Origin of the sequence: Flavobacterium sp. HJSW_4, from assembly GCF_042436695.1 — a bacterium.
Classification (GTDB): Bacteria; Bacteroidota; Bacteroidia; order Flavobacteriales; family Flavobacteriaceae; genus Flavobacterium.
The window spans coordinates 102074-128916 of record NZ_JBHNPP010000003.1 but is presented as its reverse complement, the minus strand read 5'-3'; the positions used below and the strand labels follow the sequence as shown (position 1 = coordinate 128916).

At 32.8% G+C, this 26843-nt stretch carries 25 protein-coding genes; 12 read left to right on the top strand and 13 right to left on the bottom strand.

Annotated features, from left to right (window positions below; translation table 11 throughout):
- Nucleotides 1-40 precede the first annotated feature (40 nt).
- Together ACE01P_RS03885 and ACE01P_RS03880 are read left to right on the top strand one after the other, a co-directional pair.
- The gene (locus ACE01P_RS03885) at nt 41-1240 is read left to right on the top strand and encodes an alanine dehydrogenase (protein ID WP_379694406.1); all 1200 of its coding nucleotides are present in this window, start codon (nt 41-43) and stop codon (nt 1238-1240) included.
- 36 nt (nt 1241-1276) lie between these two features.
- On the top strand, nt 1277-1651 hold the full coding sequence (locus tag ACE01P_RS03880; protein ID WP_379694404.1) for a DUF4258 domain-containing protein: 375 nt from the start codon (nt 1277-1279) through the stop codon (nt 1649-1651).
- A 146-nt stretch (nt 1652-1797) separates the two neighbouring features.
- Here ACE01P_RS03880 and ACE01P_RS03875 read toward each other — a convergent pair whose 3' ends face one another.
- Nucleotides 1798-2463: a uracil-DNA glycosylase gene (locus ACE01P_RS03875; RefSeq protein ID WP_379694401.1), complete on the bottom strand. Its 666-nt coding sequence runs from the start codon at nt 2461-2463 to the stop codon at nt 1798-1800.
- Between the two features lie 181 nt (nt 2464-2644).
- Here ACE01P_RS03875 and ACE01P_RS03870 point away from each other — a divergent pair, with 181 nt between their 5' ends.
- On the top strand, nt 2645-4810 hold the full coding sequence (locus ACE01P_RS03870; RefSeq protein WP_379694399.1) for a DNA mismatch repair protein MutS: 2166 nt from the start codon (nt 2645-2647) through the stop codon (nt 4808-4810).
- Nucleotides 4811-5075: 265 nt separating this feature from the next.
- Nucleotides 5076-5489, top strand: a complete 414-nt coding sequence (locus tag ACE01P_RS03865; RefSeq protein WP_379694397.1) for a thiol-disulfide oxidoreductase DCC family protein — start codon at nt 5076-5078, stop codon at nt 5487-5489.
- 226 nt (nt 5490-5715) lie between these two features.
- Here the strand turns inward: ACE01P_RS03865 and ettA are convergent, their stop codons facing one another.
- From ettA to holA, 3 genes are all read right to left on the bottom strand, one after another.
- Entirely contained in the window at nt 5716-7407 is a 1692-nt protein-coding gene (gene ettA / locus ACE01P_RS03860) for an energy-dependent translational throttle protein EttA (RefSeq protein WP_144212865.1), read from the bottom strand.
- A 49-nt stretch (nt 7408-7456) separates the two neighbouring features.
- Nucleotides 7457-7639 (bottom strand): CAL67264 family membrane protein, encoded by a 183-nt coding sequence (locus tag ACE01P_RS03855; RefSeq protein WP_198855722.1) that lies wholly within the window; start codon nt 7637-7639, stop codon nt 7457-7459.
- A 62-nt stretch (nt 7640-7701) separates the two neighbouring features.
- The gene (gene holA, locus ACE01P_RS03850; protein WP_379694394.1) at nt 7702-8706 is read right to left on the bottom strand and encodes a DNA polymerase III subunit delta; all 1005 of its coding nucleotides are present in this window, start codon (nt 8704-8706) and stop codon (nt 7702-7704) included.
- A 68-nt stretch (nt 8707-8774) separates the two neighbouring features.
- Between holA and ACE01P_RS03845 the strand changes: the two genes are divergently transcribed.
- The 3 genes from ACE01P_RS03845 to ACE01P_RS03835 are packed head-to-tail and all read left to right on the top strand — an operon-like array spanning nt 8775 to nt 11135.
- A complete protein-coding gene (locus ACE01P_RS03845; RefSeq protein WP_379694813.1) occupies nt 8775-9227 on the top strand; it encodes a type I restriction enzyme HsdR N-terminal domain-containing protein in 453 nt (150 codons plus the stop codon).
- Between the two features lie 22 nt (nt 9228-9249).
- Entirely contained in the window at nt 9250-10269 is a 1020-nt protein-coding gene (locus ACE01P_RS03840; protein ID WP_379694392.1) for a glycosyltransferase, read from the top strand.
- A gap of 32 nt (nt 10270-10301) precedes the next feature.
- Nucleotides 10302-11135 carry a flagellar motor protein MotB gene (locus tag ACE01P_RS03835; RefSeq protein ID WP_379694390.1) on the top strand — a complete coding sequence of 278 codons (834 nt, stop codon included), beginning with the start codon at nt 10302-10304 and terminating at the stop codon, nt 11133-11135.
- Nucleotides 11136-11323: 188 nt separating this feature from the next.
- On the opposite strand, the gene ACE01P_RS03830 is transcribed toward ACE01P_RS03835, so the two are convergent.
- The 3 genes from ACE01P_RS03830 to ACE01P_RS03820 form a co-directional block, all read right to left on the bottom strand.
- The gene (locus tag ACE01P_RS03830; RefSeq protein WP_379694388.1) at nt 11324-11944 is read right to left on the bottom strand and encodes an L-threonylcarbamoyladenylate synthase; all 621 of its coding nucleotides are present in this window, start codon (nt 11942-11944) and stop codon (nt 11324-11326) included.
- An 81-nt stretch (nt 11945-12025) separates the two neighbouring features.
- On the bottom strand, nt 12026-14362 hold the full coding sequence (locus ACE01P_RS03825; protein WP_379694385.1) for an ATP-dependent helicase: 2337 nt from the start codon (nt 14360-14362) through the stop codon (nt 12026-12028).
- A 299-nt stretch (nt 14363-14661) separates the two neighbouring features.
- On the bottom strand, nt 14662-15429 hold the full coding sequence (locus ACE01P_RS03820) for a sulfite exporter TauE/SafE family protein (protein ID WP_379694382.1): 768 nt from the start codon (nt 15427-15429) through the stop codon (nt 14662-14664).
- A gap of 124 nt (nt 15430-15553) precedes the next feature.
- On the opposite strand from ACE01P_RS03820, the gene ACE01P_RS03815 reads away from it, so the two are divergent.
- Nucleotides 15554-16078 (top strand): hypothetical protein, encoded by a 525-nt coding sequence (locus ACE01P_RS03815; RefSeq protein ID WP_379694379.1) that lies wholly within the window; start codon nt 15554-15556, stop codon nt 16076-16078.
- Nucleotides 16079-16166: 88 nt separating this feature from the next.
- Here ACE01P_RS03815 and ACE01P_RS03810 read toward each other — a convergent pair whose 3' ends face one another.
- Complete coding sequence (locus ACE01P_RS03810; protein WP_379694376.1) at nt 16167-17072, bottom strand: patatin family protein; 906 nt, start codon at nt 17070-17072, stop codon at nt 16167-16169.
- Nucleotides 17073-17226: 154 nt separating this feature from the next.
- Entirely contained in the window at nt 17227-19287 is a 2061-nt protein-coding gene (locus ACE01P_RS03805) for a M1 family metallopeptidase (RefSeq protein WP_379694374.1), read from the bottom strand.
- Nucleotides 19288-19383: 96 nt separating this feature from the next.
- Here ACE01P_RS03805 and ACE01P_RS03800 point away from each other — a divergent pair, with 96 nt between their 5' ends.
- Genes ACE01P_RS03800 through ACE01P_RS03790 form a run of 3 tightly spaced genes read left to right on the top strand, consistent with a single transcriptional unit; the run spans nt 19384 to nt 21013 of the window.
- Nucleotides 19384-20127 (top strand): diphthine--ammonia ligase, encoded by a 744-nt coding sequence (locus ACE01P_RS03800; RefSeq protein WP_379694372.1) that lies wholly within the window; start codon nt 19384-19386, stop codon nt 20125-20127.
- Nucleotides 20128-20508, top strand: coding sequence for a hypothetical protein (locus ACE01P_RS03795; protein ID WP_379694370.1), 381 nt, complete (start codon nt 20128-20130; stop codon nt 20506-20508).
- 1 nt (nt 20509) lies between these two features.
- Entirely contained in the window at nt 20510-21013 is a 504-nt protein-coding gene (locus ACE01P_RS03790) for a hypothetical protein (RefSeq protein ID WP_379694368.1), read from the top strand.
- A 3-nt stretch (nt 21014-21016) separates the two neighbouring features.
- On the opposite strand, the gene ACE01P_RS03785 is transcribed toward ACE01P_RS03790, so the two are convergent.
- The 4 genes from ACE01P_RS03785 to ACE01P_RS03770 all read right to left on the bottom strand — a co-directional run bounded on the left by ACE01P_RS03785 (nt 21017) and on the right by ACE01P_RS03770 (nt 24323).
- The gene (locus ACE01P_RS03785; protein WP_379694365.1) at nt 21017-21418 is read right to left on the bottom strand and encodes a DUF4348 domain-containing protein; all 402 of its coding nucleotides are present in this window, start codon (nt 21416-21418) and stop codon (nt 21017-21019) included.
- On the bottom strand, nt 21418-21957 hold the full coding sequence (locus ACE01P_RS03780; RefSeq protein WP_379694362.1) for a DUF1697 domain-containing protein: 540 nt from the start codon (nt 21955-21957) through the stop codon (nt 21418-21420). Before ACE01P_RS03780 ends, ACE01P_RS03785 begins: the two co-directional genes overlap by 1 nt.
- A 33-nt stretch (nt 21958-21990) precedes the next feature.
- Nucleotides 21991-23763 carry a hypothetical protein gene (locus tag ACE01P_RS03775; RefSeq protein ID WP_379694359.1) on the bottom strand — a complete coding sequence of 591 codons (1773 nt, stop codon included), beginning with the start codon at nt 23761-23763 and terminating at the stop codon, nt 21991-21993.
- A 128-nt stretch (nt 23764-23891) separates the two neighbouring features.
- Nucleotides 23892-24323 carry a hypothetical protein gene (locus ACE01P_RS03770; RefSeq protein WP_379694357.1) on the bottom strand — a complete coding sequence of 144 codons (432 nt, stop codon included), beginning with the start codon at nt 24321-24323 and terminating at the stop codon, nt 23892-23894.
- A 242-nt stretch (nt 24324-24565) separates the two neighbouring features.
- Here ACE01P_RS03770 and recG point away from each other — a divergent pair, with 242 nt between their 5' ends.
- Nucleotides 24566-26674: an ATP-dependent DNA helicase RecG gene (gene recG, locus ACE01P_RS03765; RefSeq protein ID WP_379694354.1), complete on the top strand. Its 2109-nt coding sequence runs from the start codon at nt 24566-24568 to the stop codon at nt 26672-26674.
- Nucleotides 26675-26843 lie beyond the last annotated feature (169 nt).

Genomic DNA, 26843 nt, shown 5'->3' with positions numbered 1-26843 from the left:
CTTTTTACGTAATTTGTACTCTTAATATTTTGCACTATCCATGTCAATCACGTTAACTCCATTTACAAAACAACAATTAATACCACAGGAAGAAAAACTTGAGGTTGGTCGTTTTAAAAGAGAACTTTTTATAGGAATTCCTAAAGAAACAAGTTATCAAGAACGTCGTATCTGTCTTACGCCTGATGCGGTCAATTCCTTAACTTACGAAGGTCATCGTGTCATGATTGAATCTGGAGCTGGCGAGAGTTCGAGTTATACGGATAAAGAATATGCAGATGCTGGTGCAGAAATTACAAAAGACACCAAAAGAGTTTTTGGCTGTCCATTCCTATTAAAGGTAGAACCGCCAACATTGGCTGAAATTGAAATGATAAATCCAGAAACGGTAATTATTTCTGCTATTCAGCTAAAAACCAAAAAGAAAGAATATTTCGAAGCTTTAGCAAAAAAGAAAATCACAGCATTAGCTTTTGAATATATTAAAGACGAAGACGGATCTTATCCAGCAGTAAAATCTTTAAGCGAAATTGCAGGAACCGCTTCAATCCTTATTGCCGCTGAATTAATGATTACTGATGAATTCGGAAAAGGACTTTTATTCGGAAACATTACAGGCGTTCCTCCTACCGAAGTTGTAATTTTAGGAGCCGGAACTGTAGGCGAATTTGCTGCAAAAACCGCAATTGGATTGGGAGCAAACGTAAAAGTTTTTGACAATTCAATTACCAAATTACGTCGTCTTCAAAACAATTTGAGCCAAAGAATTTTCACTTCAACGATACAGCAAAAAGGTTTATTAAAGGCTTTAAGGCGTTGTGACGTGGCAATTGGCGCCATGCGCGGTAAAGAGCGTTGCCCGATTGTTGTAAACGAAACAATGGTTGAACACATGAAAAAAGGTGCAGTGATTGTTGATGTTAGCATTGATACTGGTGGTTGCTTCGAAACTTCAGAAGTAACTACACACGAAAAACCAACATTCATAAAAAGTAATGTTTTACACTATTGTGTACCAAATATCCCTTCACGTTATTCTAAAACTGCTTCATTATCAATAAGTAACATCTTAACTCCTTATCTGCATCAGATAGCCGAAGATGGTGGTATTGAAAGTGCAATTCGATGCAACAAAGGACTTAAAAACGGAATTTATCTTTATCATGGAATTTTAACAAACAAAGCCATTGGCGATTGGTTTGATTTACCTGATAACGATATTAATTTACTTGTATTTTAAAGGAACTTTAATGTACCTTTGCAAAAAATTTATTTCATGAAGTTCGTACACCGTTTTGCATATTATCTGATTGGTCTCGTAATGGGATGTTTTATCGTATCAGGATTTTTTATTGGAAAAGATACTCGTTGTAATTATTTTCCAAATGCAAGAGTTTTAAATAATCTTAGAACAAAACCTTTTCAATATTCTCCAAAAGCCGTTCAGACTTTAAGCGAAAAATGGGTTGACACAGCTGATATCAAAAACACATTAACTTACGGAGATGTTGATTTTGACCAAAGTAACGTTCCTGTTAAAAGTGGAAAGCTTTATATCATTGAAGGAAAAACAGCTAAAAATCAAGAGATTATTCTAAAAGTAGTGAATTACGAAAACAAAGCTGTTTTAGAAGAAATCGTAAAAAAATAAAACAAGTAAAATCTTTTGTTTCTCACAGATTCAAAAGATTTTTTTTGTCATTTCGACTGAAAGCAGAAATCGCAACATTGAGAAAAAGACACAAAGTTTTACCCTTTGCACCTTTGTCTCTCTGAAAATTTGCTACTTACAAAAAATTACCACTCAATTTCTTTTAGCCCTTTCGATTTTAGAAAATCATTTGTTTGGCTAAAATGTTTATTACCAAACCAAAATCCTCTATTTGCGCTCAATGGCGAAGGATGTCCAGATTTTAGAATATGGTGTTTTGAAGCATCAATCAATGCGGCTTTCTTCTGAGCGAAACCTCCCCAAAGCAAGAAAACAACATTTTCTTTTTCAGCAGAAATTTGTTTGATTACAGCATCAGTAAATTTTTCCCAGCCTTTTCCTTGATGACTTCCAGCTTCGGATTGTCTAACTGTTAAAGTAGCATTTAAAAGAAAAACTCCTTGATCTGCCCAACGTTCTAAATTTCCAGTTTTAGGAAGCGGTTTTCCTAAATCGGTTTCAATTTCTTTAAAAATATTATATAAAGAAGGTGGAAAAGGAATTCCATCGCTTACAGAAAAACATAAACCATTTGCCTGATTTGGTCCGTGATAAGGATCTTGTCCAATAATCACCACTTTTACTTCATTAAAATGGCAATGGTCAAAAGCAGAAAAAATTTGATTCCCTTTTGGATAACAAATTTTAGTTGCATATTCCGATTTTACAAATTCAATTAAATCGTTGAAATATGGTTTTTCGAATTCTTCATTCAAAACAGGTTTCCAAGAAGAATGCATTTTTACGTCCATAATTTTTTTTATGCGAATTTCAGAAATAATTACTTAAAATCAAAAAAGTCAAAAGTCCAAGTTAAAAACTAAACAAACAAATAACTCATAATTCATAACTTATCATTAATAATTCACGATTCATAATTCACAATTCATTAATGTTTTCGTACTTTTGCCTTTGCTTTCATAAAGAAATTAAATGATCAGTATTACAGAAAAAACATTACAAGACTTACAATTTCCAACTGTATTAGAAACCATTTCAGATGGCTGCAACACCGACATTGGAAAAGAAAAGGCTTTACAAATAAAACCATTTAGAGATAAAGAAGAATTAATGCAATCTTTGATGCAGACATCAGAGTATGTATCTTCTTTTCAAAATAACAACGCAATTCCGAATCACGGATTTGATGCTATTACGCACGAAATTAAATTTTTAGCAATCGAAGACAGTTTTCTTGAAGTTGGAAGTTTTAGAAAAATCGCTAACCTTTCTGCTACAACAAATGTCTTATTGAACTTCTTAAAAAAATTCGATGATTATTATCCGAATCTAAATGCAAGAGCTTCAAGAGTAGAATTGACAAAAGACATCATTACTGCAATTGACGCAATCGTTGATAAATACGGAGAAATTAAAGACAATGCTTCTCCTGCTCTAGCTGGAATTCGACAAAATATGAATTTGGTTCGCGGAAAAGTGAATCAAAGTTTCGGTGTGGCTTTAACTCAATATAATGGCTTAGGCTATTTGGACGATATTAAAGAAAGTTTTGTTCAGAATCGTAGAGTTTTAGCGGTTTTAGCAATGTATCGTCGCAAGGTAAAAGGTTCAATTTTAGGAAGTTCTAAAACTGGAAGTATCGCTTACATCGAACCAGAAGCTACTTTAAAATACTCCAGAGAATTAGCTAATTTAGAATACGAAGAGAAAGAAGAAATTACGAGAATTTTAAAGAATTTATCGAATGTGATTCGTCCGTTTCTTCCTTTATTGGTTGAATATCAAGATTTTTTAAGTGATATTGATGTAGTTGCTGGAAAAGCAAAATACGCAAATCGCATTAACGGAATCTTACCAACAATTACAGATGAAAGAAGATTGTTCTTTAGAGAAGCGTATCATCCGATTTTGTATTTGAACAACAAACAAAAACAAGAAGTTACGCATCCACAGACCATTGAGTTAAAACAAGAAAATAGAATTATTGTAATTTCTGGACCAAACGCCGGAGGAAAAACCATTTCCTTAAAAACAGTTGGATTATTACAATTAATGTTGCAATCTGGAATTTTGATTCCGGTTCACGAAAGAAGTGAAACTTTCTTGTTTGATAGAATTTTAACAGACATTGGAGATAATCAATCTATTGAGAATCACTTAAGTACTTATAGTTATCGATTAAAAAACATGAATTACTTTTTAAAGAAATGTAATAGAAAAACCATGTTTTTAATTGACGAATTTGGTACAGGTTCTGATCCTGAATTGGGTGGAGCTTTGGCTGAAATTTTCTTAGAAGAATTTTATCACCGTGAAGCTTTCGGAATTATTACAACGCATTATTCTAATTTAAAAATTCTTGCGAACGAATTGCCATACGCAACAAATGCGAATATGATGTTCGACGAAAAGTCATTGGAACCAATGTACAAATTGGCTTTGGGTCAAGCAGGAAGTTCGTTTACTTTTGAAGTGGCGCAGAAAAATGGAATTCCGTTTGGTTTGATTAATCGTGCAAAAAAGAAAATTGAAGTTGGAAAAGTTCGTTTTGACAAAACCATTGCAACGCTACAAAAAGAGCGATCGAAACTGGAAAAAACTTCTTTGAATTTAAAAGAAGAAGAAACCCGAGCGCGCGAGGAAAGCAAAAAGATGGAAAACATCAATACTAAAATCCAGCAAAAATTAGAAAGCTATCAGGAATTATATGATAGTAATCAAAAGATAATTTATATCGGACAAAAAATTGATGACATTGCTGAAAAGTATTTTAACAACAAAAACAAAAAAGAACTGATTGGCGAGTTTTTGAAAATTGTTGAAATTGAAAATTCTAAACGTAAAAAAGCTACGCCAAAAGAAGTAAAAGCAAAAGTTGAAAAGCAAAAAGAAATTATCGCTGAAGTTCAGGTAAAAGTTGAAGAAATTAGAAAAGAGAAAAAAGAGAAGAAACTTAAGCCTGTTGTAGAAAAACCAAAACCAATTTTAAAAGTTGGTGACCGAGTAAGAATGCTTGACGGAAGATCTGTTGGAAGTATCGATTCTATCGAAAAAAACAAAGCGACAGTAAATTATGGAATTTTTACTTCGAAAGTAAGTTTAGATGAATTGGAATTAGTTGAAGCAGTGAAAAAATAAGTTTTCAGTCTCAGTCGCAGTTTTTAGGTCTTTAAATTTGCAAAAAAAAGATCAAAATTAAAATAAAGCGATTTAAGAAATGAATTTATTTTTTAAGTAAAATATCATTACTTATTTTTAAAAGTCGATTTAAATTAATTTATGAAAGCAGTTTTTGATTTATTAAATTTATAATTATCAAAAATCGATAGATAAAATTGATTTCACTAAATATAGCTTTATCAAAGTCTAGAACTTTAGTAAAGCTTTACCCTAAAACTATAAAATGGAAAGTCTTCCAAAAAATAAAAAAATAGTTCTCTTTGATGGAGTTTGTAATCTCTGCAGTTCCGCTGTACAGTTTATTATCAATCATGACAAAAAAGATATTTTTAGATTTGTAGCATTGCAATCTGATTTAGGAATTTCTATCTGCAAACATTTAGGAATCAGTTTTTCTAAAATGGATAGTATTATTTTGTACGATCCTGGAACAGCATATTTCTACAAATCTTCTGCTATTCTTGAAATCGCTAAAAATTTTGGTGGTATTTGGAAATTAACTCCGATTTTTAGAATTGTACCGATTTTTATCAGCGACAGAATTTATAATTATGTTGCAAAAAACAGATATAATTGGTATGGTAAAAAAGAGAGTTGTATGATACCTACGCCGGAGTTGAAAGCTAAGTTTTTGTAAAAATTCCAAAATAAAAATTACAATTTTTCTCAATATTGTCATTTCGACGAAGGAGAGATCTTCGCAAGAAACTCTACAAAGATTAGCCAATTGGAATGGAGCTACTTACGGAGATCTCTCCTTCGTCGAAATGACAAACTAGATGGAAAAACTTAAAAATATAAAAAATCCCAAATTCACATTAATTGGAATTTGGGATTTTTTGTTTGTAATTAATTTAGAAATATTATCTAATTAATTTTCTGTATTTCAAACGTTTCGGAGTTAAATCACCACCAAGGCGTTTCTTTTTGTTTTCTTCATAATCAGAGAAACTTCCTTCAAAGAAATAAACTTCAGAATCTCCTTCGAAAGCTAAAATGTGTGTACAAATTCTATCTAAGAACCATCTGTCGTGAGAAATAATTACAGCACAACCTGCAAAATTTTCCAAACCTTCTTCAAGAGCACGAAGCGTATTTACGTCAAGGTCATTCGTAGGCTCATCCAGTAAAAGTACGTTTCCTTCTTCTTTCAAAGTCATTGCTAAGTGTAAACGGTTACGCTCACCACCAGAAAGCATAGAAACTTTTTTGTTTTGCTCACCACCACCAAAGTTGAAACGAGATAAATAAGCTCTAGAGTTTACTTGCTTTCCTCCCATCATAATCAATTCCTGACCGTCAGCAAAGTTTTCCCAAATAGATTTATTCGGATCAATATTAGAGTGCGACTGATCTACGTAAGCGATTTTTACAGTTTCTCCAACTGAAAATTCCCCACTGTCAGTAGATTGTTCGCCCATAATCATTTTGAAAATAGTCGATTTACCAGCACCGTTTGGTCCAATAATTCCAACAATTCCTGCTTGTGGCAAAGTAAAGTTCAAATTATCATATAATAATTTTTCACCAAAAGCTTTTGCTACATTTTTAGCTTCAATTACATTAGTTCCTAAACGTGGACCATTTGGAATGTAGATTTCCAAGTTTTCATCCAATTGTTTTTGATCTTCGTTTAATAATTTATCGTAGTTCTGCAAACGCGCTTTTTGTTTAGTCTGACGACCTTTAGCTCCTTGACGAACCCATTCTAACTCACGCTCTAAAGTTTTTCTACGTTTAGAAGCCACTTTTTCTTCTTGAGCCATACGGTTTGATTTTTGGTCTAACCAAGAAGAATAGTTTCCTTTCCATGGAATACCTTCTCCTCTATCCAACTCTAAAATCCAACCAGCAACATTATCCAAGAAATAACGGTCGTGCGTTACAGCAATAACAGTTCCAGAATATTGCGCTAAGTGTTGCTCTAACCATAGAACTGACTCAGCATCAAGGTGGTTGGTAGGCTCATCTAATAACAATACATCTGGTTGTTGCAATAACAAACGGCATAAAGCTACACGACGACGCTCACCTCCTGAAAGGTTTTTAATTGGTGTATCTCCTTCTGGAGTACGCAACGCATCCATTGCGATTTCTAATTTTGTATCGATTTCCCAAGCACCAAGAGCATCAATTTTGTCTTGTAAAGCCGCTTGACGATCCATCAATTTATCCATTTTATCTGGATCTGAATAGTTTTCTTCAAGACCAAATAAATCATTAATTTGATTGTATTCTTCTAAAACTGCCATCGTTTCAGCTGCTCCTTCACGAACAATTTCGATAACTGTTTTAGAATCATCAAGAATTGGTTCCTGCTCTAAATATCCTACTGTATAACCAGGTTGAAAAACTACATCACCTTGATAGTTTTTATCAACTCCAGCAATAATTTTTAAAAGTGAAGATTTTCCAGAACCATTAAGTCCCAAAATACCAATCTTAGCTCCGTAGAAGAAACTAAGGTAAATATTCTTAAGAACTGGTTTGTCTGCTCCTTGATAGGTTTTACTCAATTTCTGCATTGAGAAAATTACTTTCTTATCGTCTGACATTTTTTATTTTTTATTATAATTATTTATTTCTTTTTTGAATTCTAACATTTTAGACTCTACCTTTCAAAGCATTGAAAACCCAAGCATTAGCAAGAAAACCAACTCCAACAGCACCAAATCCCCAACCAGAAACATCGCTGTATCTAAAGATTCCTAGACCTATAAGCAAAAATCCCATAAGTACCATTATTAAAGTGGCCCATCCTAAAATGGTGTTTTTATTCATTCCCATAATTGTGTAAATATTATTAGCGTCAAATTTTTAGAAACGCAAATATCGTGAATTTTAATGGCTTAATTAAATATTTTATAAAGCATTTCTTTTAACAAATCTGACTGAGGTAAAGCATTAGCACCCACACCTTTACTTTTAATATCAATATCGCGTAAAGCACCAACAATCTGACTAACTTTTCTCATTGGATAATTTTTTACTGCCAAATCATATTCTTTCAAAAAATACGGATTTACTCCAAGTGCGCTCGCAACATTTTTCGCGCTTTTATCTTTTAATCCATGATATTTTAAAAGCTGAACAAAAAAACCGAATACCAAACCAGTAGTCATAACTAAAGGATATTCTTTTGGATTATGAGCAAAATTATCTGCTATCTTATATGCTTTCAATTGATTACGCTCTCCAATTGCTTTTCGAAGTTCGAATACATTATAATCTTTACTAAAACCAATATTCTCTTCAATATGTTCTGCTGTAATCATGGTGCCTTTTGGCAAAATAATCTGCAGTTTTTCTAACTCATTATTGATTTTACTTAAATCTGTACCTAAAAACTCAACCAACATGGCATTTGCTTTCGGGTCAATTGTATATTTTTTTCCCGCCAAAACACGCTTAATCCAGTCTCCTACTTGATTTTCGTATAATTTTTTACTTTCGTATACAACTCCTTTTTGCCCTAAAAGCTTAGTAACTTTTTTACGTTTGTCGAGTGTTTTATATTTATAGCAAAAAACCAGAACAGTTGTTGGCATCGGATTTTCTACGTAAGATTCGATTTTATCAATTGTTCTTGATAAATCCTGCGCTTCTTTCACTATAACAACTTGACGTTCAGCCATCATCGGATAGCGCTTGGCCGTTGAAACAATATCATCAACGGATACATCTCTTCCATATAAAACTGTCTGATTAAAACCTCTTTCTTCTTCGGCCAAAACATTCCCTTCAATATATTCCGACAACTTATCTATGTAATAAGGTTCTTCACCCATTAAAAAATAAATCGGTTTAATATCTCCAGCTTTTATATCATTAACAATTTTTACTACTTCGTCCATTTATACTTGTTTCAAGTTTAAAGTTTCAAGTTATTTTGAAACAAAAAACTATTTTATATTTTTGCTTTATGTTAAAGCTAAATTTCCCTACTTACACTTTCCGATTCAAAAATAGCGAAAATAAAGTGTCTATTTTTGATGAAATCAGGAAAAAATTTATAATTCTTACTCCAGAAGAATGGGTTCGTCAGCACGTTGTTCATTATCTGATGCATGAAAAAAAATACCCAAAATCACTTATAAATGTAGAGAAAGTTTTAACTGTCAATGGATTAAGAAAACGATACGATGTTGTGGTATTTAACTCAGATGGTTCTATACATATATTAGTAGAATGCAAAGCCCCAGAAGTTAAAATTTCTCAGGCAACTTTTGATCAAATTGCGCGTTACAATATGACAATGCAGGCACGGTTTTTGAATGTCACAAACGGACTGAACCATTTTTATTGTCAAATGGATTTTGAAAACGAAAAATATGAGTTTTTAAGAAACCTACCAGACTATAAAGAAAACCATTAAAAAAATTAATAACTAAGTACTTTTGGATAAAATAGCAGTTGTCATTTTAAATTGGAACGGAGTAAAATTGCTAGAGCAGTTTTTACCATCTGTTGTTCGGTTTTCAGAAGGCGCAGCAATTTATGTTGCTGACAATGATTCTACGGATAATTCTGTTGCATACGTTACAGAACATTTTCCAACCATAAAAATTGTAAAAAATTCAGGCAATTATGGCTTTGCAAAAGGCTATAATGATGCTTTGAAACATATTGATGCAGAAATTTACGCATTAGTTAATTCAGATATTGAGGTCACAGAAAATTGGCTTCAACCGATTCTAGATACTTTCGAAAAAGAAAAACAAACCGCTATTATTCAGCCTAAAATTCTTGATTTTAAAAACAAAGAATATTTCGAATATGCAGGTGCAGCGGGTGGTTTTATTGATAAATATGGTTTCCCTTTTTGCAGGGGAAGAATATTTGATACAATTGAAAAAGACAATAGGCAATACAATGATAATATCGAATTGTTCTGGGCTTCTGGCGCTTGTTTTTTCATAAGAAAAAGTGTTTATCATGAATTAGGCGGTTTCGATGAAAGCTTCTTTGCACATCAAGAAGAAATTGATTTATGCTGGCGAGCAGCAAACGAAGGACATATTATTAAATATAATTATCAGTCTCTCGTTTATCACGTTGGCGGAGCAACATTACAACAGGGAAATCCAAAGAAAACATATTTGAATTTTAGAAATTCATTATTAATGTTGGTAAAAAATCTACCAAAAAGAGGATTATTCTTTGTGATTTTTTTCCGAATGGTTTTGGATGGAATTGCAGGTATCCGTTTTCTTACACAAGGTAAATTTGGACATACTATTGCCATTTTAAAGGCGCATTTTTCATTTTATTGCTTATCTTTAAAATATCTTAAAAAACGAAAAGATTTTCAAATACAGCAATACTATTCTGTAAAAAGCATCGTTTTCCTTTATTATATCAGGAAATTGACTCTATTTAAAGAAATCTTTAACAGTATTCAAAATATTAAAAACTAAATTTGTAATCAAGTCTAATTAAAATTAAATTTATGAGAAAAATAGTTATCGCACTATCAGTATTAATGGCTCTGACATCATGTGTTTCTAAAAAGAAATATGCTGAGTTAGAAGCAAAAAACAAAGAGACTCAAGATTTGTTAAACTCATGTACTGTAAAATTAAATACGTGCTTAGAAGAAAAAGCTGGATTAGCGGCAACAGCTGAAAGCTACAAAGAACATAATAAAGATTTAATCAACAGCTCTAAAGATTTAACTATCTTAACTACTAAAGGTGCTGAAAACCTTGAAAAATCTCTTGAAAGTTTAAAAGAAAAAGATTTGAAAATCTCTAGACTTCAAGACGCTTTAACTAAAAAAGACAGTGTTACTTTAGCATTAGTTACAAGCTTGAAAGGTGCAGTTGGAATCAACGATCCAGACATCGAAGTTAATGTTGAAAAAGGAGTTGTATTCATCTCTATCGCTGATAAATTATTATTCAAAAGCGGAAGCTATGACGTAAGTGATAAAGCTAAATCTGTTTTAGCTAAAGTTGCTAAAGTTGTAAACGACAAACCTGATTTTGAGTGTATGGTTGAAGGACACACTGATGATGTTCCATACAAAAGCAACGGAGTTATCTTAGACAACTGGGATTTAAGTGTTAAACGTTCTACTTCTATCGTTCGTGTATTAACAAACGATCTTGGTGTTAACCCAGCTAAATTGATTGCTGCAGGTAGAAGTTCTTACGTACCATTAGTTGCAAACGATTCTGCTGAGAACAAAGCTCGTAACAGAAGAACTCGTATCGTAGTTATGCCAAAAATTGATCAATTCTATGATATGATTGAAAAAGAAATGAAGAAACAACAAAAATAATTAGAGTTTCACATACTTTATAATACAGAAAAAGCAGGTCATTCGACCTGCTTTTATGTATCCTTAATTTTTTTAATAACCAATTAAATATAAATCAAGAATAGCATTATCTTTAAGTAACTAACTAAATTTTAACTATAATAAAGTTACTCATATTTTTTATGATTTTATACTTTTAGAGTATTTTTTTACAAAATATCAATATCACCTTTACCTTCTCTGACAATAACTGGCTCATGTTCAGAAAGATCAATAATAGTTGATCCCACGTTATCTCCATAACCACCATCGATTACAAGATCGACAAGATTCTGCCATTTTTCAAAAATTAATTCTGGATCGGTAGTATATTCTATTACATCATCTTCATCACGAATAGAAGTCGAAACAACAGGATTTCCTAACTGACGAACAATCTCTAAGATGATATTATTGTCAGGAACACGAATACCAACTGTAGTTTTCTTTTTAAATTCTTTTGGAAGATTATTATTTCCAGGTAAAATAAAAGTATAAGGTCCTGGCAATGCTCTTTTTAAAATCTTAAAAGTCGAAGTATCAATCTGTCTAACATAATCTGACAGATTACTCAAATCAGAACAAATAAATGAAAAGTTCGCCTTTTCTAATTTTACTCCTTTTATTCTAGCAATTTTTTCTAACGCTCTCGAATTGGTAATATCGCAACCTAAACCATAAACAGTATCAGTTGGATAAATTACCAAACCACCATTCTGAAGCACTTTTACCACTTTTGCAATAGCCGCTTCACTAGGTTTATCTGGGTATATTTTTATAAATTCAGCCATTTGTTTTTTGTTTCAAGTTAAAATTTATTTCAGGTTTCAAGTTTAACGTTCCAAAAAACTTGAAACATCAAACTAAAATTATTACCCTACAACATCTAATTTAGCAAATCTTAACAACAATTTCTTAATTCCGCCTACTTCAAATTTAATTTCTGCTTTTCTGTCTGCTCCAACACCTTCAAGGTTAATCACTTCTCCTTTTCCGAAACGTTCGTGCATCACAACGTTTCCTATTGTCAGCTTACTATCAAATAAATTTGAATTTCCGCTACTTGGTGTGTTTCCAGAAACAGGTTTTAATTTTCGAATATTTAAATCTGGTTTCGGACTATTATCTGTAATCTGTTTTGGAGGAGTTCCTCCTACTGGTTTTGCCAAACGCAATTTTGATTTGTCAACATCACCAAAAATATCGCCATCAATTGGAGACTTATAACGATAGCTTGTTTCAGATGGCGTTAAATATTCCAAAAATTGACCATCTATTTCTTCAATAAATCTTGAAGGCTCACTATCTGTAAGTTTCCCCCAGCGGTAACGTGACTGAGCATAAGTCAAATACGCCTGATGCTCTGCACGAGTCAATGCTACATAAAATAATCGGCGTTCTTCTTCCAATTCACTTCTCGTGCTCATACTCATAGCACTAGGAAACAAATCTTCTTCCATTCCCACCACAAATACATGCGGAAACTCCAATCCTTTTGCTAAGTGAATCGTCATTAAAGCCACACGATCATCATCGTTTGTATCTTTATCCAAATCAGTTGCCAAAGCCACATCTTCCATAAATTCAGAAAGTGCACCTCTTGCTCCGTCAATTTCTCTTTGTCCTTCAGTAAAATCTTTAATACCGTTTAAAAGCTCTTCGATATTCTGAATTTTCGCCATTCCTTCAGGAGTAGCATCTTTCTTCAATTCCTGAACCAAACCTGTTTTCTTCGCAACGTGGTCTGTTATATAAAAAGCATCCTGATTTTGATCAATAACTTGAAAACTCTGAATCATGGTAACGAAATCCTTCAACTTATTTTTCGTACCAGCATTCAGTTTCAAATCGATTTTATCGATGTTAACCATTACTTCCCAAATCGAACGTTTGTAATGATTGGCAGCAATTGTCAGTTTCTCAACCGTTGTATCTCCAATTCCACGCGCTGGATAATTGATTACACGAATCAAAGCTTCCTCATCTTTCGGATTCAGAACCAAACGCAAGTAACATAAAACATCCTTAATCTCTTTACGTTGGTAGAAAGATAAACCTCCATAAATTCGATACGGAATATCACGTTTTCTTAAAGCATCTTCCATTGCACGCGACTGTGCATTGGTACGATACAAAATAGCAAAAGCACCATTATGCAGTTGATTTTGCATTTTCTGCTCAAAAATTGTACTTGCAACAAAACGGCCTTCTTCTGCATCAGTCAAACTTCTGTGAACCTTAATTTTTGGCCCAAACTCATTTGCTGTCCAAACCACTTTATCCAGTTTGGTTTTATTGTGTTCCATCACGGTATTTGCCGCTTCAACAATATTTCTTGTCGAACGGTAATTTTGCTCTAAACGGAACATAATTACACCTTCATAATCTTTTTGGAAATTCAGAATGTTATTGATGTTCGCGCCACGGAAAGCATAAATACTCTGCGCATCATCTCCAACGACACAAATATTCTGAAATCTATCCGATAAAGCTCTAACAATCAAATACTGAGAGTGATTCGTATCTTGGTACTCATCAACCAAAATATAACGGAAACGATCTTGATACTTAGCCAAAACCTCAGGAAAACGAGTCAGCAACTCATTGGTTTTCAACAACAAATCATCAAAATCCATTGCACCTGCCTTAAAACAGCGCTCAACATATTGCTGATAAATTTCTCCTAATCGAGGTCTTTTTGCCATCGCATCCGCTTCAACCAATTCCGGATTATTAAAATAAGCTTTAACCGTAATCAAACTATTCTTATAATTAGATATACGTCCTAAAACTTGTTTTGGTTTGTAAATGTCGCGATCCAGCTGCATTTCTTTGATAATCGAAGAAATCAATCTAGCCGAATCCTGAGAATCGTAAATAGTAAAATTGGAAGGATATCCTAAATGATCTGATTCGGCACGCAAAATACGAGCAAAAATAGAGTGGAAAGTTCCCATCCAAAGGTTTTTTGCCTCGCTCGCACCCACAATATCCGAAATCCTGTGTTTCATCTCGCGGGCTGCTTTATTAGTAAAAGTCAGCGACAAAATATTGAAGGCATCAATTCCCTGAGCCATCAAATACGCAATTCTAATTGTTAAAACACGTGTTTTTCCCGAACCTGCACCAGCAATAATAATCATCGGCCCGTCTTTCTTTAAAACAGGCGCCCTCTGCGCTTCGTTGAGCTGGTCAATATATTTCTGCATGTAATTTTCTCCTTTTATGCAAAAATAAGAATTTAAAAAGAAAGTTCCTAAGAGGCTAAGGTTCTAAGACACTAAGTTTTTTTCTTTTTTTGAAGCCAAACATTTAGGCATTTTATTAAACATGGTTTCCCGCTTTCGGCTATATCTCTCCGCTACGCTGCGAGGATACCGCCTCAATCGGGGCTAAGAAAAAAACAGTTTTTTTTAAAGTTTCTAAGACACTAAATTACTGAGGCTCTAAGCTTTATTCTCTTTACTTAAAAAAACTTAGTAGCTTAGAATCTTAGAAACTTAGCATCTTATTTAAAAAACACATCGTAAGCAAATCGTATTAAAGTTCCGATTACAACGATTAAAAAGAAAATTCTAATAAATCCGTTTCCTTTATTGATGGCTAGTTTTGCTCCAAGCCATCCACCAAGTCCGTTGCTAATTGCCATCGGAATTGCAATTGCCCAAATAATTTTTCCTTTAATCATAAACAGACAAATCGAACCGAAATTGGTTGCTAGATTTACCATTTTAGCATTCGCGGAAGCGTGAAGAAAATCAAATCCTAAAAGCGCAATAAAAGCTACAACAAAGAAACTTCCTGTTCCTGGTCCGATAAATCCGTCGTAAAACCCAATAATCATACTGATAACAACAGCATAAAATATTTGAGTTGCGGCCGAATGATCTTTTGCCTCGTGTTGTCCGAAATTTTTCTTGGCATAAGTATAAACGAACAATAAGGATAAGACGACCAATAAAAGCGGTTTCATAAAATCATTGCTGACCATTGTTAAAATTGTAGAACCTAAAAATGCTGACGGAACTGCCAAGCACATCATAATAATTAAGAGTTTCCACTGAATAACAACTTTCTTTAAATATTGAAAAGCGGCAAAAGCAGTTCCGCTAAAAGCTGGAATCTTCAAAGTTCCAACTACAGTCGAAACGGGGAGATTTGGCAATAAAATTAATCCCATAGGAGTTTGGATTAATCCGCCGCCGCCAACAATTGCATCAATAAATCCTGCAGCAAACGCCGCCAAACAAAGAAAAAGTATTATATATGAATCCATTAAAAATATATTTTAGTCTCCGTAAAAAACAAGTTGCAAAAGTACAGCTTCCTTTTTGTTTATTACCAAAAATTTAAAGTTGATTTCTCATCAAAAAGTATATTTTTGCTAAAAAATTAACCCAATGGATTTTACAAGAATTATAGAATTAGCCAGTTACACTTTACCTGCAATTGTTACTGGATTTGTTGCTTACAGTTTTTTTGAACTGCACATTAAAAACAATGATAAAAAACGTGCATTTTTATTAAACAAACAAGCACACAAGGAATCGTTGCCAATACGTTTACAAGCATACGAGCGTATGACTTTATTTTTGGAACGTATTAATTTGACTAAATTATTAATTAGAATTTCTCCAATTTCTCAAAATAAACACGACTACGAAAATTACCTAATTGAGCAAATCGAACAGGAATTTGAGCATAATTTAACGCAACAAATTTATATGTCTGATGAATGCTGGACAATCATTTCTACTGCAAAAAATGCAACAATCCAAATGATTCGTAAAGCTGCAATGAGCGATAAAGTTGAAAACGCTGATAAACTTCGCGAAGTAATTTTGAATGATTTACTAGAAAAGCAATCTCCTAGTAATGCTGCTTTAAGTTTTGTTAAAAATGAAGTTGCAGATCTTTGGTACTAAAAATATATTTTAGATTTTAGATTGCAGATTTTAGATTGAAACTAGAAAACAATCTAAAATCTGCAATCTTAAGTCTATAATCTCAAATCTACATCTTCCTGTTATCACTCATAACCTCAGACTTATTCTGAGCATATTCGTAACCTTGCTCCCACCATTCTTTCATTACATCCTTATTGAAAATCAACGCATTGTCTGTTAATTTAATCGGAGTATAATATAAGTTAAGTTTTACATCTTTAGTATTTGCCATAAGTTTTCCTATAGCAATATCGTGTTTTTCGACTTGATCTAAAGCAATTCTAAACAAGTCAATCATTAATGAAAACGGATTTTTTCCAATTACTGTTTTCGTGGTATTCACTTCTGTTTCAAGTACAATTACATCAATTTCTGTAGCGCCACGGTTTATAGCTTCGCGAATTGGAACTAAACTTGAAAATCCTCCATCACCGTATTCAAAGTTGTTCTTCTCGACCAAACTCATAAACGGAACATAATTACTCGATATCCAAGACCATTCGCAAAACTCCTCATACGTACAATCTTTAGCCGATTTATATTCAGATTCGTTTGTTGTAAAATTCGTTACAGTTACGATTACGTCGGTTTTAAGCTTCTTCAATTTATTAAAATCGGAAAGAGAAAAGTTATTCTGAATATATTTTTTCAACCCTTTGCTTTCTCCAAAAGTTCGTTTTCCTTTAAAAAACTGACGTATAACATTAAAGTGATTAATTGTCACAATGTCCACTCCGTCTTTGGCTTTCACCACAAATGGACAAATATTGAAAATACTCGACATGGTAACATTGGTGTATACAGAATGTATTTTTTTAATATGACCGAGAGCCAAATGCGGAATCAGTAAACTTCCTGTTGAAGTTCCTAAAAACAAATCGTATTCGTGTCTTTTTTCTTCTATTAAATACTGGGCAACACCGCCGGCAAATGCGCCTTTACTGCCGCCTCCTGAAATAACCAATGCTCTCATAAATTGTAATGTAGGTTTTGTTTTTTGGGATATTTTTTTTTAGACTTGGCAGAGGAAAGAAGCAAGAAGAAAGACTTTTTACCTTATTTCTAGAAATCTTACCTCTTGCTTCTTTCTTCTATTTTTCAATTTTCTTGCTTCACTCAACTCTAATTTACTCTTTCAACAAACGATTCAATTGGAATTGCTCATCGGGGGTCAAATTAGGCAAAATTCTATTAAATGAAGCACGCATTTCAGGATTTTTTAGCAGAAGTCTAATTGTGTCTCTTCCAAATTTCGAAAATTGCCACATATGATGTGTAGTCGCGCCAACTAAATTACTCAAAACCTGATCGTTAATGATTTTAAAAGCAATTAACTTTTCTAAAGCATTTTGTCGAGTTGTAGCTTCATATTTTGTAGAAGAAAAAGCAATTAATTCATTTACCAAAGTATCTTTTTCACTGCTGTAGTTTGGTGTAGATAAAGCTAACGAAAGCCACAAAGTTCTCAGATTATAATCGTTGAAACCAATCCAGTTTTTAGATTTATCCAAATATTCTGTTCTATGATCGGGAAAATTTCGCCAAAGCCAATAAAGCGCAATTTCTTGTGTTTGATACGATTTATCATCCAAAAGTGTTTCGTAATTTGTTCTAAAATCTTCTGGAATTTGAGTTAAAGATCCTGCCAGATTTTGACGTACTCTGACATTATTAGTTTGCATTGCCAAAAGCAAAAGAGACTTTTTATCTTCGTATTTTTCATTTTCTAATTGATCAACAACAGCTTCTTTTACAGATTGATAAACATCAGATTCTAAAGTATTTTTCAAAATATCCGTTTTATCTTTCAAAGGCGTTTTTTTCAATTTATCAATTTCTAATCGCTTTTGAATGGTTTTGTTTTTACTCAACAATTCATTTGCAGTTGGCGTATCAAAAACAGTTGATTCTAACCAAGTTTTCTGAAATTTATCCAAATCAAAATCGGAAACTTTTTTAATTTCATCGAAGAAATTCTGCGTGTTTACAGTTTGATAAGCATATTTATTCAAATAACTTTTAATTGCTTTTTTAAAGGCTTTATCACCAATAGATTCATGTAAAACGAATAATGTCCAAGCTCCTTTTTCGTAAAAAGTCAAAGAACTTGCTTTTGCATTTAAAACTGGAATCGCATCTGTACGAGAAGCAAATTTGATTTGTTGCGCTGTGTCGTATAATTTCGAGTAAAAGTAATCTTCGCCATAAATATCTTTTTCAGCAAGCAAAGCAAAGTAAGTCGCAAAACCTTCCTGAAGCCAATGATGCGTACTGCTCTCAGCTGTAATTAAATCTCCAAACCAATGATGTGCTAATTCGTGCGCGTCTACATTGGTATAATTTCTATCGCAAAAACCTATTGAATCTACTACATAACGTGTTGCAAAAAGTGTCGAAGTAGTATTTTCCATTCCTGCATACAAAAAGTCTCTAACGGGAATTTGTCTGTTAATTTTCCAAGGATATTTTACGCCAATTTCTTTTTCAAGAAAATCAAAAATACGCTTTGAATAGCGATAAGTTGGCTCAAAACGATCTGCATCTTTTGGCTCATAGTAATATTCTAAAGGAATTCGGCTTTTAGATTTAAATTCTTTTTTATCATATTTTCCAATTGCCAGCATTAATAAATACGAACTCATTGGTTTTTCCATCTCATATTGCCAATGATTTAGATTTCCGTTGGCTATTTTTTCTTTTAAAACTCCATTCGAAACTACTTGATAATCTTTGTCGTAAGAAATACCTAAATTAAAAATCAACTTTTCATTTACATCATCAAAACTAGGAAACCAATTACTGGTATATCTTCCCTGCCCCTGCGTCCAGATTTGTACTTCTTCATTTTCCATTTCAACAAAATACAAGGCTTGCTTTGGTTTTGCAGTGTAACTAAAAGTCAAATGATTTTGTCCTTTTTTAAAAGGGAAAACCAATTTTAGTTCTTTGCTAGTATTGATGAACATGATTTCGTTTTCATCGATTTTCACCTTTGAAAATTCCATATTTTTAGCGTCAAGCGAAATGGTATCAGTGTCTTGCAAAACTTCAAATTGGAAATCGACAGTTCCAGAAATCATTTTATCTTTCGGATTTAATGACAATTGTCCAGAAACAGATTTGAAATCAACGTATTTAGTTTGCTGTGCAAATAGAAAACTGGTGAAGAATAGAAAAATGTATTTCATTAAAAACAAATTTGAAAGGCGAAATCCCAAAGTTACAAAGGTTTCCTTTACAAATAGAATGAAATTTGTAAGTTTACAATATAAAACTGCCAAATCGTGTCTACACCTCAAAAAGCCTTATTTAACTGGAGCAGCGGAAAAGATTCTGCTCTTGCTTTATATAAAACGCTACAAAATAAAGATTTTCAAATCGAATGTCTACTTACAAGTGTGAATCAGCAATTTCAGCGCATTTCGATGCACGGAATTCGTGTTGAATTACTGCAGGAACAAGCTGAAAGCATCGGAATTCCGTTAAAAATTCTTGAAGTTCCAGAAATGCCAACAATGGAAGTCTACGAAAAAGTAATGACTGAAACTTTAACCGAACTAAAACAAAACGGCATAACTCATTCTATTTTTGGAGATATTTTTCTGGAAGATTTGCGTTTATATCGTGAAAATCAATTGGCTAAAATTGGATTTACAGGAGTTTTTCCGATTTGGAAAATTCCAACGCAAGATTTAATTCAAGAATTTATTTCGTTAGGTTTTAAAACAATTGTGGTTTGTGTAAATGAAAAATATTTAGATAAAAGTTTTGTTGGAAGAGTTATTGATCAAGATTTTATAAATGATTTACCTGAAAACGTAGATGTTTGTGGTGAAAATGGTGAATTTCATACTTTTACTTTCGATGGACCAATATTTTCCAAACCAATTGATTTTGAAATTGGCGAAATTGTTTACCGAAAATATGAAAAACCAGAAAAGAAAGATTCGTCTAACACAGCCTGCGATACCAATGATGAAACCGCTTTTGATTTTGGATTTTGGTATTGTGATTTAATTAAAAAATAAATGAAGTTTTTTTATAAATTTATTATTCTAGTTCTCGTTTCATTCGCCTTGCAAAGCTGTTTGGTAAATCGATGCAAAAGGCCTCAAATTACGGGTTATATTTATGATGCAGAAACGAAACAACCTATTGAAAATTGTACAGTTGGCGAGACTTTAAGTCAGTCAAATGGGTATTTTTCTTTAGATGAAAAAAGATATCGCCAATTTACTTTTTTTGCTTTTGAAGCACCAACTTTATCCGTTAATGAAGCAATTAAAAAAGAAGGTTACGAATCTCAAAACATACAATTTATGCAGCCTTTTGGTGGTGGAATGAAAAAAGGAGCTTTTCATAATGCTGACACAATTTACATCAAGAAAAATATTTTAAAAACAAATTGATATGGCTTTAAAAGAAAATGATGAAGTAAAAAAAGTAGTATTCTTTTTAAAAGAAATTGGTATTGAAATTATTGAAAAAGAACTTGAAGAAACCTTTTTGCCAGGCTTAGAATTAGGTCCTGATTGCATATATATCGATTATGATAAATTGCTTTATCCTGGTGATATTTTACATGAAGCGGGACATCTTGCAGTAACTATTGCTTCAGAAAGAAAATTGGTCGGCACAGCAGAAATTTCAAAAGACTGGCCAACTCAAGGTGACGAAAATGCAGCTATTTTATGGTCTTACGCGGCGTTGCATCATTTACAGCTTCCTGCCGATTTTGTATTCCATCCAAATGGATATAAAAATGATTCTGAATGGTTTATTTCAAACTTTGAATCCGGACAATATATCGGACTACCTCTTTTGGAATGGATGGGTTTGTGTCTTGGAAATGAAAAAGCCGAAAAAGAAAACAAACTTCCTTTTCCGGCTATGCAAAAATGGCTTCGAGATTAACTCTTAGGTAGATTCGTCAACCCAAGTTTTCAAGAACCATTTATTATCTTTTAGTTCAAAAATATAATCTGTATAAATTCCATTATCAAGTCCGCGCTGTTGAAGAGTGGCTGTGTTTTTCTTTACTGATATTGTTCTTTTCAAATACTTTTCATCCGCTTTATTATTCAAATTAAGGGCTTTATACTTTTCTTTTGTCATAGTATAATCCGTTAATTCTAAATCATCATTGTTCATTTTGTATTTTAAAGGAAAAACAACTCTGGTGATTTGAAATTTTTTATCTTCATTGAATTTCTTAAAAAAGACATTAAAATCTTCTGGTGCTGTTTTTGTATTCTGAGCATAAATTGTAGAACTTAAACTCATGGCAAAAACAAAAACTATAAAAAAATACTTTTTCATTATTCTTCATACATTTTAAGCAAGTTCGTCACTGTATTCCAGTTTCGAATTGTTGCGGTTACATTTAATTTTTTCTCGATATATTTTTGATCAAATCGTGTTTTTCCAGCGCCAACGGCATATTTAATGAAAATTCTGTTTTCATCAATACTTGCTTCATCTGGTTTAAACTGACTAATTTTCAAATCATTAATACTTTCTTTTTTTAAATCCATTGAAACGAAAGCAACGTAAAGCTTTTTCGTATCAACATCTTTCTCTTTTAAGAACTGATTATTATCAAAACAAGATTGCAAATTTTCTTTGGTAATCATGACAACAGGAACTTCGTGTCCGAAAACTTTAAAAATTTCCTGTTTGATCATAAACCCAACTTTTGAAGCTTCTTCTTCGCTGTCAACAAAGACATTTCCAGATTGCAGATACGTTCGAACATTCTGAAAACCGAGATTCTCAAGCATTGCTTTCAAAGCTTCCATTTTCATCATATTATGCCCAGAAACATTGATTCCGCGTAAAAGCGCTAAATGTGTTTTCATTATTTTTTAATTTAAATTCAAAGATAAAAAAAACTATTCATCATCTTCTTCGCTAATTTCAATATCAAACTTTACTAAGAAATCATTGAACTCTTGCTTGTATTTTCTTTGTGCTTGGGCTACAATTTCGTCTGCTTCTTCGTTAGATTCTATTGCATCAAGGTTAAATTCTTCCTTAACCCAATCATGAAATTCTTGCAAGTTTTCACTTTCTTCATAATATTCCTCGTCTTTATAGAAATAAGCTTTATCAAAATCAACTGATATTTCTGTGTTTAAAGTCAGAAGCTGAATCAATTTTTGAGTGTTTTCTGCCACAATATGAATTCCGCCTTCGTCACCAAAAACTACAATTGGGCAATTATTCAAATCTTTATCGATAAGCCAATACGCATACGAACTTCCTGAGCCGTTCGCTCCTGCAAATTCGATAAAACTGTTATAAAATTCTTCTTCCTCAGACCATGTTTTTATTCCTGTTTTATCATCTGTAATCGTAAGTCCAAAGCATTCAGAATAAGATTCTGCTCCATATTCCTGCTCAAATTCATGTAATTTCACTAAATCAGCAGGCACGTTATAATCACCAAATTGAACTGCAAATTCCTCCAATGAAAAACTACTGTCATAATCTGCATATTCTGTTTCATCATCCTCTTCATCGTCTTCTTCAACAACTTCAGCAGTCAACATTTCGAAAGTTTCTATCGCAGCATTTTTTACGCAGAAAAGCTCAATTCCAGGAGCATTTTCATCATTCATCCATTGATATTTTGGATCTCCATCTTCATTCAAATATTCTAAAATAAGTAGAATATCTTCATCTTCATGACACCATAAAGCGCGCATTCTAATGCTAAAACCATTCGAAATTTCCTGAGAAATCTGACTGTATTTCTTTCCTTCGTAATCAAAAGGAATAAACAAATAAGTTGTTCCAGAAATGTGTCTAACGATTTTTCCGTTCTCTTTTAATTCCTCATTTTCAGAGAGAACTTCAACCATATTGATAAACTGATTACGAAAATCGGCATAAGAATATTTCTCTTTTTTGTCGTAATCTAAGATTGAAAGTCCGTCTTTAAAAACATCTAAATAATTGTTGCCTAATATTTCACTTCCATAACTTGAAAATTCTATAAAAGCATCATCTACAATATCAGACAATTTATGTGTTGAAGGCAGATAATTTTCTACAGTAATAACGGATCCATCGGTATCTTGAACATTGCTGCAAATCAAAACATCGGGTCTGCCGCTACTAATAATCGCTTGAACATCTGTAAAACGCTCAAAATGAAGCAGCATGTCATCAGCATAAATCAACCATGCTGTAAGATCGCCTTTTACAAAAAGTTCTCCGTGATTGTATTCACCGACTAATGAATCGCATTGCAAGCCTCCGCCTAAATAATGCACGCTTCCGAACAAATTAATATTAACTGTTGTAGTTTTTCCTAAAACAATTAAGGCAGGAGAATTATCGGTATCGTAAGAACTGATAAGTTTAGCAACAGTTAGATTTCCTTTAAAAATAAATCCTAAAATGAAAATATCGGAATGTTCTTCGGTACTGAAATCCATTTCAAACGAATCCATTTCTACATCTTCTTCGGCTAATAGAAATATCGGATTTTCTTCGTAATCGGGAAAACGCCAAGTGTCTTCAAAAACATTATAAATTTTATTATTGTTGAAATCGGTAAGATCGCCAATAATCGTGTGCGCTTCGTGTCGGTTAATTACTTTGAATGTAATACCAGAAAACACCATAGTTTCAAAAGGAACTTTTTCTTCTTTAATCATAATTTGAGGCTTATAATTTAAATGTTTTAACAAATCTAGCAATTATCTTTTTTTATTAAAATTTTACTGACGATAAAAATAAAAAAACTCCGTCAGAAACGGAGCTCAAGAAAAAAATTAGTAAGCATTCAAAATTTATCTCTTTTTTCATAAACAAGCATTGGACCGTCACATATGGACCAAGTTCCATACAAATTTCCCATGCTATTAAGGATATATAAATTTTCTTTTACATTTGAAAAACAAGATGCAACTATATCGCTTTCAGCAGTATAATTTAATTCAAATTGTATTTGGTCAGTCGTTTTTATTACGGAATAAGTTCCTGAAATAGTTGTAGTTTTATTGTCTTTCTTTCTCGTTTTAGAAAATGTATTATTAGAATTAAATGTATAAGATTCCTCCCATTCTAATATATCTATAGAATTTGCAGCAGGATTATTACTGCCCATTCTTTTTAAGGCCCATTTTCCAACGTAACTTTCAGATGGTTTGTCATCGTTATCAGAACAGGAAACAAGAGAAAGAAGCGTTAAAATTAAAAGTCCAATTTTTTTCATTTTTAAAGTTTTTGATGGTTAACTATTAATAAGACTTTACTTTCTTTAAACGGTTGCGTCAAAATTCTTCGACTTAACGATAAGTTAATATTCAGAGACTTGAAAACTACAATTCATTTTCAAAATTCCCAATTAAAATCTATCTTCGCTTTTCTAAAGAAAAAGAAGCAAGAAGAAAGATAATGAGATTGTAATTGGTCTTTTTTCTTGCTTCTTTCTTCTCAAAAAATCTAAATCTTCGAATGTCAAACAATCTCCTAGAAACTCCAATTGAATACTTAAAAGGTGTTGGTCCGAGTCGTGGCCAGTTGCTTCGTAAGGAATTGGGCATTCATAAATATGGAGATTTAGTCAATCTTTTTCCGAATCGATATATTGACAGAACGCGTTATTACAAGATTAATGAATTGCAGAATACAGGTTCTGAAGTTCAGATTATTGGGAAAATAATTCACATAAAAACGGTTGAATTTGCTAAAAACAAAAAGCGTCTCGTAGCCACTTTTGTTGATGATACAGGGCAAATTGACTTAAACTGGTTTCAAGGTTACAAATGGATTCGCGAGAGTTTAAAACTGAATGAAACAATAGTGATTTTTGGAAAATGTTCTCTTTATGGAAGCCAATTCAGTATGGCGCATCCGGAAATTGAATTGTTAAGCGAACACGAAAGAAGCTTACGCTCAGCTATGCAACCTGTTTATCCTTCAACGGAAGCTTTAGCGAATAAAGGAATTTCGAACCGTACGATTAATAAATTGATGGAACAGCTTTTTCTGGAAACACAAGCTTTGTTCACAGAAACTTTTCCTCCTTTTTTAATTGAAGAATTAAAACTGATTTCGAAAAGAGCAGCGTTATTCAATATTCATTTTCCGAAAAGTGCTGAGATTTTAGCGAAAGCGCAATTCAGACTGAAATTTGAAGAATTGTTCTTTATTCAGTTGCAATTAATTACAAAGAATCTCATTCGAAAACATAAAATAAAAGGACATCCATTTGATAAAGTCGGCGAACTTTTTAATGAATTCTATAAAAATCATTTGCCTTTTGATTTAACGAATGCTCAAAAAAGAGTAATCAAAGAAATCCGAACGGATATGGGAAGCAACGCTCAAATGAACCGTTTGCTTCAAGGTGATGTGGGTTCGGGAAAAACGATTGTTGCTTTTATGAGCATGCTTTTGGCAATTGATAATGATTTTCAGGCTTGCTTGATGGCGCCAACAGAAATTTTGGCGAATCAGCATTTTCTTGGTTTATCCGAATTTGCTAAAACGCTAAATATCAATATTCGAATTTTAACAGGTTCTACTAAAACTTCTGAAAGAAAAATTATTCACGAAGAGCTAGAAAGCGGCGAACTTAAAATTTTGATTGGAACTCACGCTTTGTTAGAAGATAAAGTAAAATTCAAGAATTTAGGCCTTTCTGTAATTGATGAACAGCATCGTTTTGGTGTGGAGCAAAGATCAAAATTGTGGAAGAAAAATGATATTCCGCCACACGTTTTGGTCATGACCGCTACTCCTATTCCGAGAACTTTAGCCATGAGTTTATATGGTGATTTAGATATTTCGGTTATTGACGAATTGCCTCCAGGAAGAAAACCGATTCAGACTGTGCATCGTTATGACACCAATCGTTTGAAAGTTTGGAAGTTTCTTCGTGATGAAATTGCAAAAGGAAGACAGATTTATATTGTGTATCCGCTTATTAAGGAATCTGAAAAAATGGATTATAAGGATTTAATGGACGGTTACGAAAGTATTTCTCGTGATTTTCCACTTCCTCAATATGCTATTTCTATTCTTCATGGAAAAATGAAACCAGCAGATAAAGATTCTGAAATGAAACGTTTCTCTGAAGGAAAAACCAATATTATGGTCGCTACAACTGTAATTGAGGTTGGTGTAAACGTGCCAAATGCCAGTGTGATGATTATTGAAAGTGCTGAAAGATTTGGGCTTTCGCAATTGCATCAGCTGCGCGGACGTGTTGGTCGTGGTGCCGAACAAAGTTATTGCATCTTAATGACGGGACATAAATTGAGTTCTGACAGTAAAACCAGAATGGAAACTATGGTTCAAACCAACGATGGTTTTGAAATTGCCGAAGTCGACTTAAAACTTCGCGGTCCTGGTGATTTAATGGGAACGCAACAAAGTGGTGTATTGAATCTGCAAATTGCTGATATTGTAAAAGATAGAGAGATTCTTTCTTTGGCTCGTAATTATGCCATGAAAATCTTAAAAGAAGATTCTGCGCTTCAAAAGCCTGAAAATGCTATTCTTAGAGCGATTTTCATCGAAATGACCAAGAAGAAGAATATTTGGAATTATATTAGTTAAGGCGCTAAGGTTCTGAGAGGCAAAGGTTCAAAGGTTTTCCTAACGGAACTTGAAACCTGAAACTTGAAACAAAAAAACATATACTCCATTGCATTCCATTGTATTCATTTGATTTAGTTTTGATGGGGGCTCAAATTTAAAATTGAATGTTTTATTAGATACAATGAAG

Coding starts and splice junctions, on each gene's coding strand:
- ACE01P_RS03810 (WP_379694376.1), bottom strand. CDS start 17,072: ATGAGAGCATTGGTTATTTCAGGAGGCGGCAGTAAAGGCGCATTTGCC.
- ettA (WP_144212865.1), bottom strand. CDS start 7,407: ATGTCAGACGATAAGAAAGTAATTTTCTCAATGCAGAAATTGAGTAAA.
- ACE01P_RS03865 (WP_379694397.1), top strand. CDS start 5,076: ATGGAAAGTCTTCCAAAAAATAAAAAAATAGTTCTCTTTGATGGAGTT.
- ACE01P_RS03830 (WP_379694388.1), bottom strand. CDS start 11,944: ATGGCTGAATTTATAAAAATATACCCAGATAAACCTAGTGAAGCGGCT.
- ACE01P_RS03875 (WP_379694401.1), bottom strand. CDS start 2,463: ATGGACGTAAAAATGCATTCTTCTTGGAAACCTGTTTTGAATGAAGAA.
- ACE01P_RS03825 (WP_379694385.1), bottom strand. CDS start 14,362: ATGCAGAAATATATTGACCAGCTCAACGAAGCGCAGAGGGCGCCTGTT.
- ACE01P_RS03870 (WP_379694399.1), top strand. CDS start 2,645: ATGATCAGTATTACAGAAAAAACATTACAAGACTTACAATTTCCAACT.
- ACE01P_RS03775 (WP_379694359.1), bottom strand. CDS start 23,763: ATGATTAAAGAAGAAAAAGTTCCTTTTGAAACTATGGTGTTTTCTGGT.
- recG (WP_379694354.1), top strand. CDS start 24,566: ATGTCAAACAATCTCCTAGAAACTCCAATTGAATACTTAAAAGGTGTT.
- ACE01P_RS03835 (WP_379694390.1), top strand. CDS start 10,302: ATGAGAAAAATAGTTATCGCACTATCAGTATTAATGGCTCTGACATCA.
- ACE01P_RS03845 (WP_379694813.1), top strand. CDS start 8,775: ATGTTAAAGCTAAATTTCCCTACTTACACTTTCCGATTCAAAAATAGC.
- ACE01P_RS03885 (WP_379694406.1), top strand. CDS start 41: ATGTCAATCACGTTAACTCCATTTACAAAACAACAATTAATACCACAG.
- holA (WP_379694394.1), bottom strand. CDS start 8,706: ATGGACGAAGTAGTAAAAATTGTTAATGATATAAAAGCTGGAGATATT.
- ACE01P_RS03785 (WP_379694365.1), bottom strand. CDS start 21,418: ATGAAAAAGTATTTTTTTATAGTTTTTGTTTTTGCCATGAGTTTAAGT.
- ACE01P_RS03820 (WP_379694382.1), bottom strand. CDS start 15,429: ATGGATTCATATATAATACTTTTTCTTTGTTTGGCGGCGTTTGCTGCA.
- ACE01P_RS03815 (WP_379694379.1), top strand. CDS start 15,554: ATGGATTTTACAAGAATTATAGAATTAGCCAGTTACACTTTACCTGCA.
- ACE01P_RS03770 (WP_379694357.1), bottom strand. CDS start 24,323: ATGAAAAAAATTGGACTTTTAATTTTAACGCTTCTTTCTCTTGTTTCC.
- ACE01P_RS03880 (WP_379694404.1), top strand. CDS start 1,277: ATGAAGTTCGTACACCGTTTTGCATATTATCTGATTGGTCTCGTAATG.
- ACE01P_RS03855 (WP_198855722.1), bottom strand. CDS start 7,639: ATGGGAATGAATAAAAACACCATTTTAGGATGGGCCACTTTAATAATG.
- ACE01P_RS03780 (WP_379694362.1), bottom strand. CDS start 21,957: ATGAAAACACATTTAGCGCTTTTACGCGGAATCAATGTTTCTGGGCAT.
- ACE01P_RS03795 (WP_379694370.1), top strand. CDS start 20,128: ATGAAGTTTTTTTATAAATTTATTATTCTAGTTCTCGTTTCATTCGCC.
- ACE01P_RS03790 (WP_379694368.1), top strand. CDS start 20,510: ATGGCTTTAAAAGAAAATGATGAAGTAAAAAAAGTAGTATTCTTTTTA.
- ACE01P_RS03805 (WP_379694374.1), bottom strand. CDS start 19,287: ATGAAATACATTTTTCTATTCTTCACCAGTTTTCTATTTGCACAGCAA.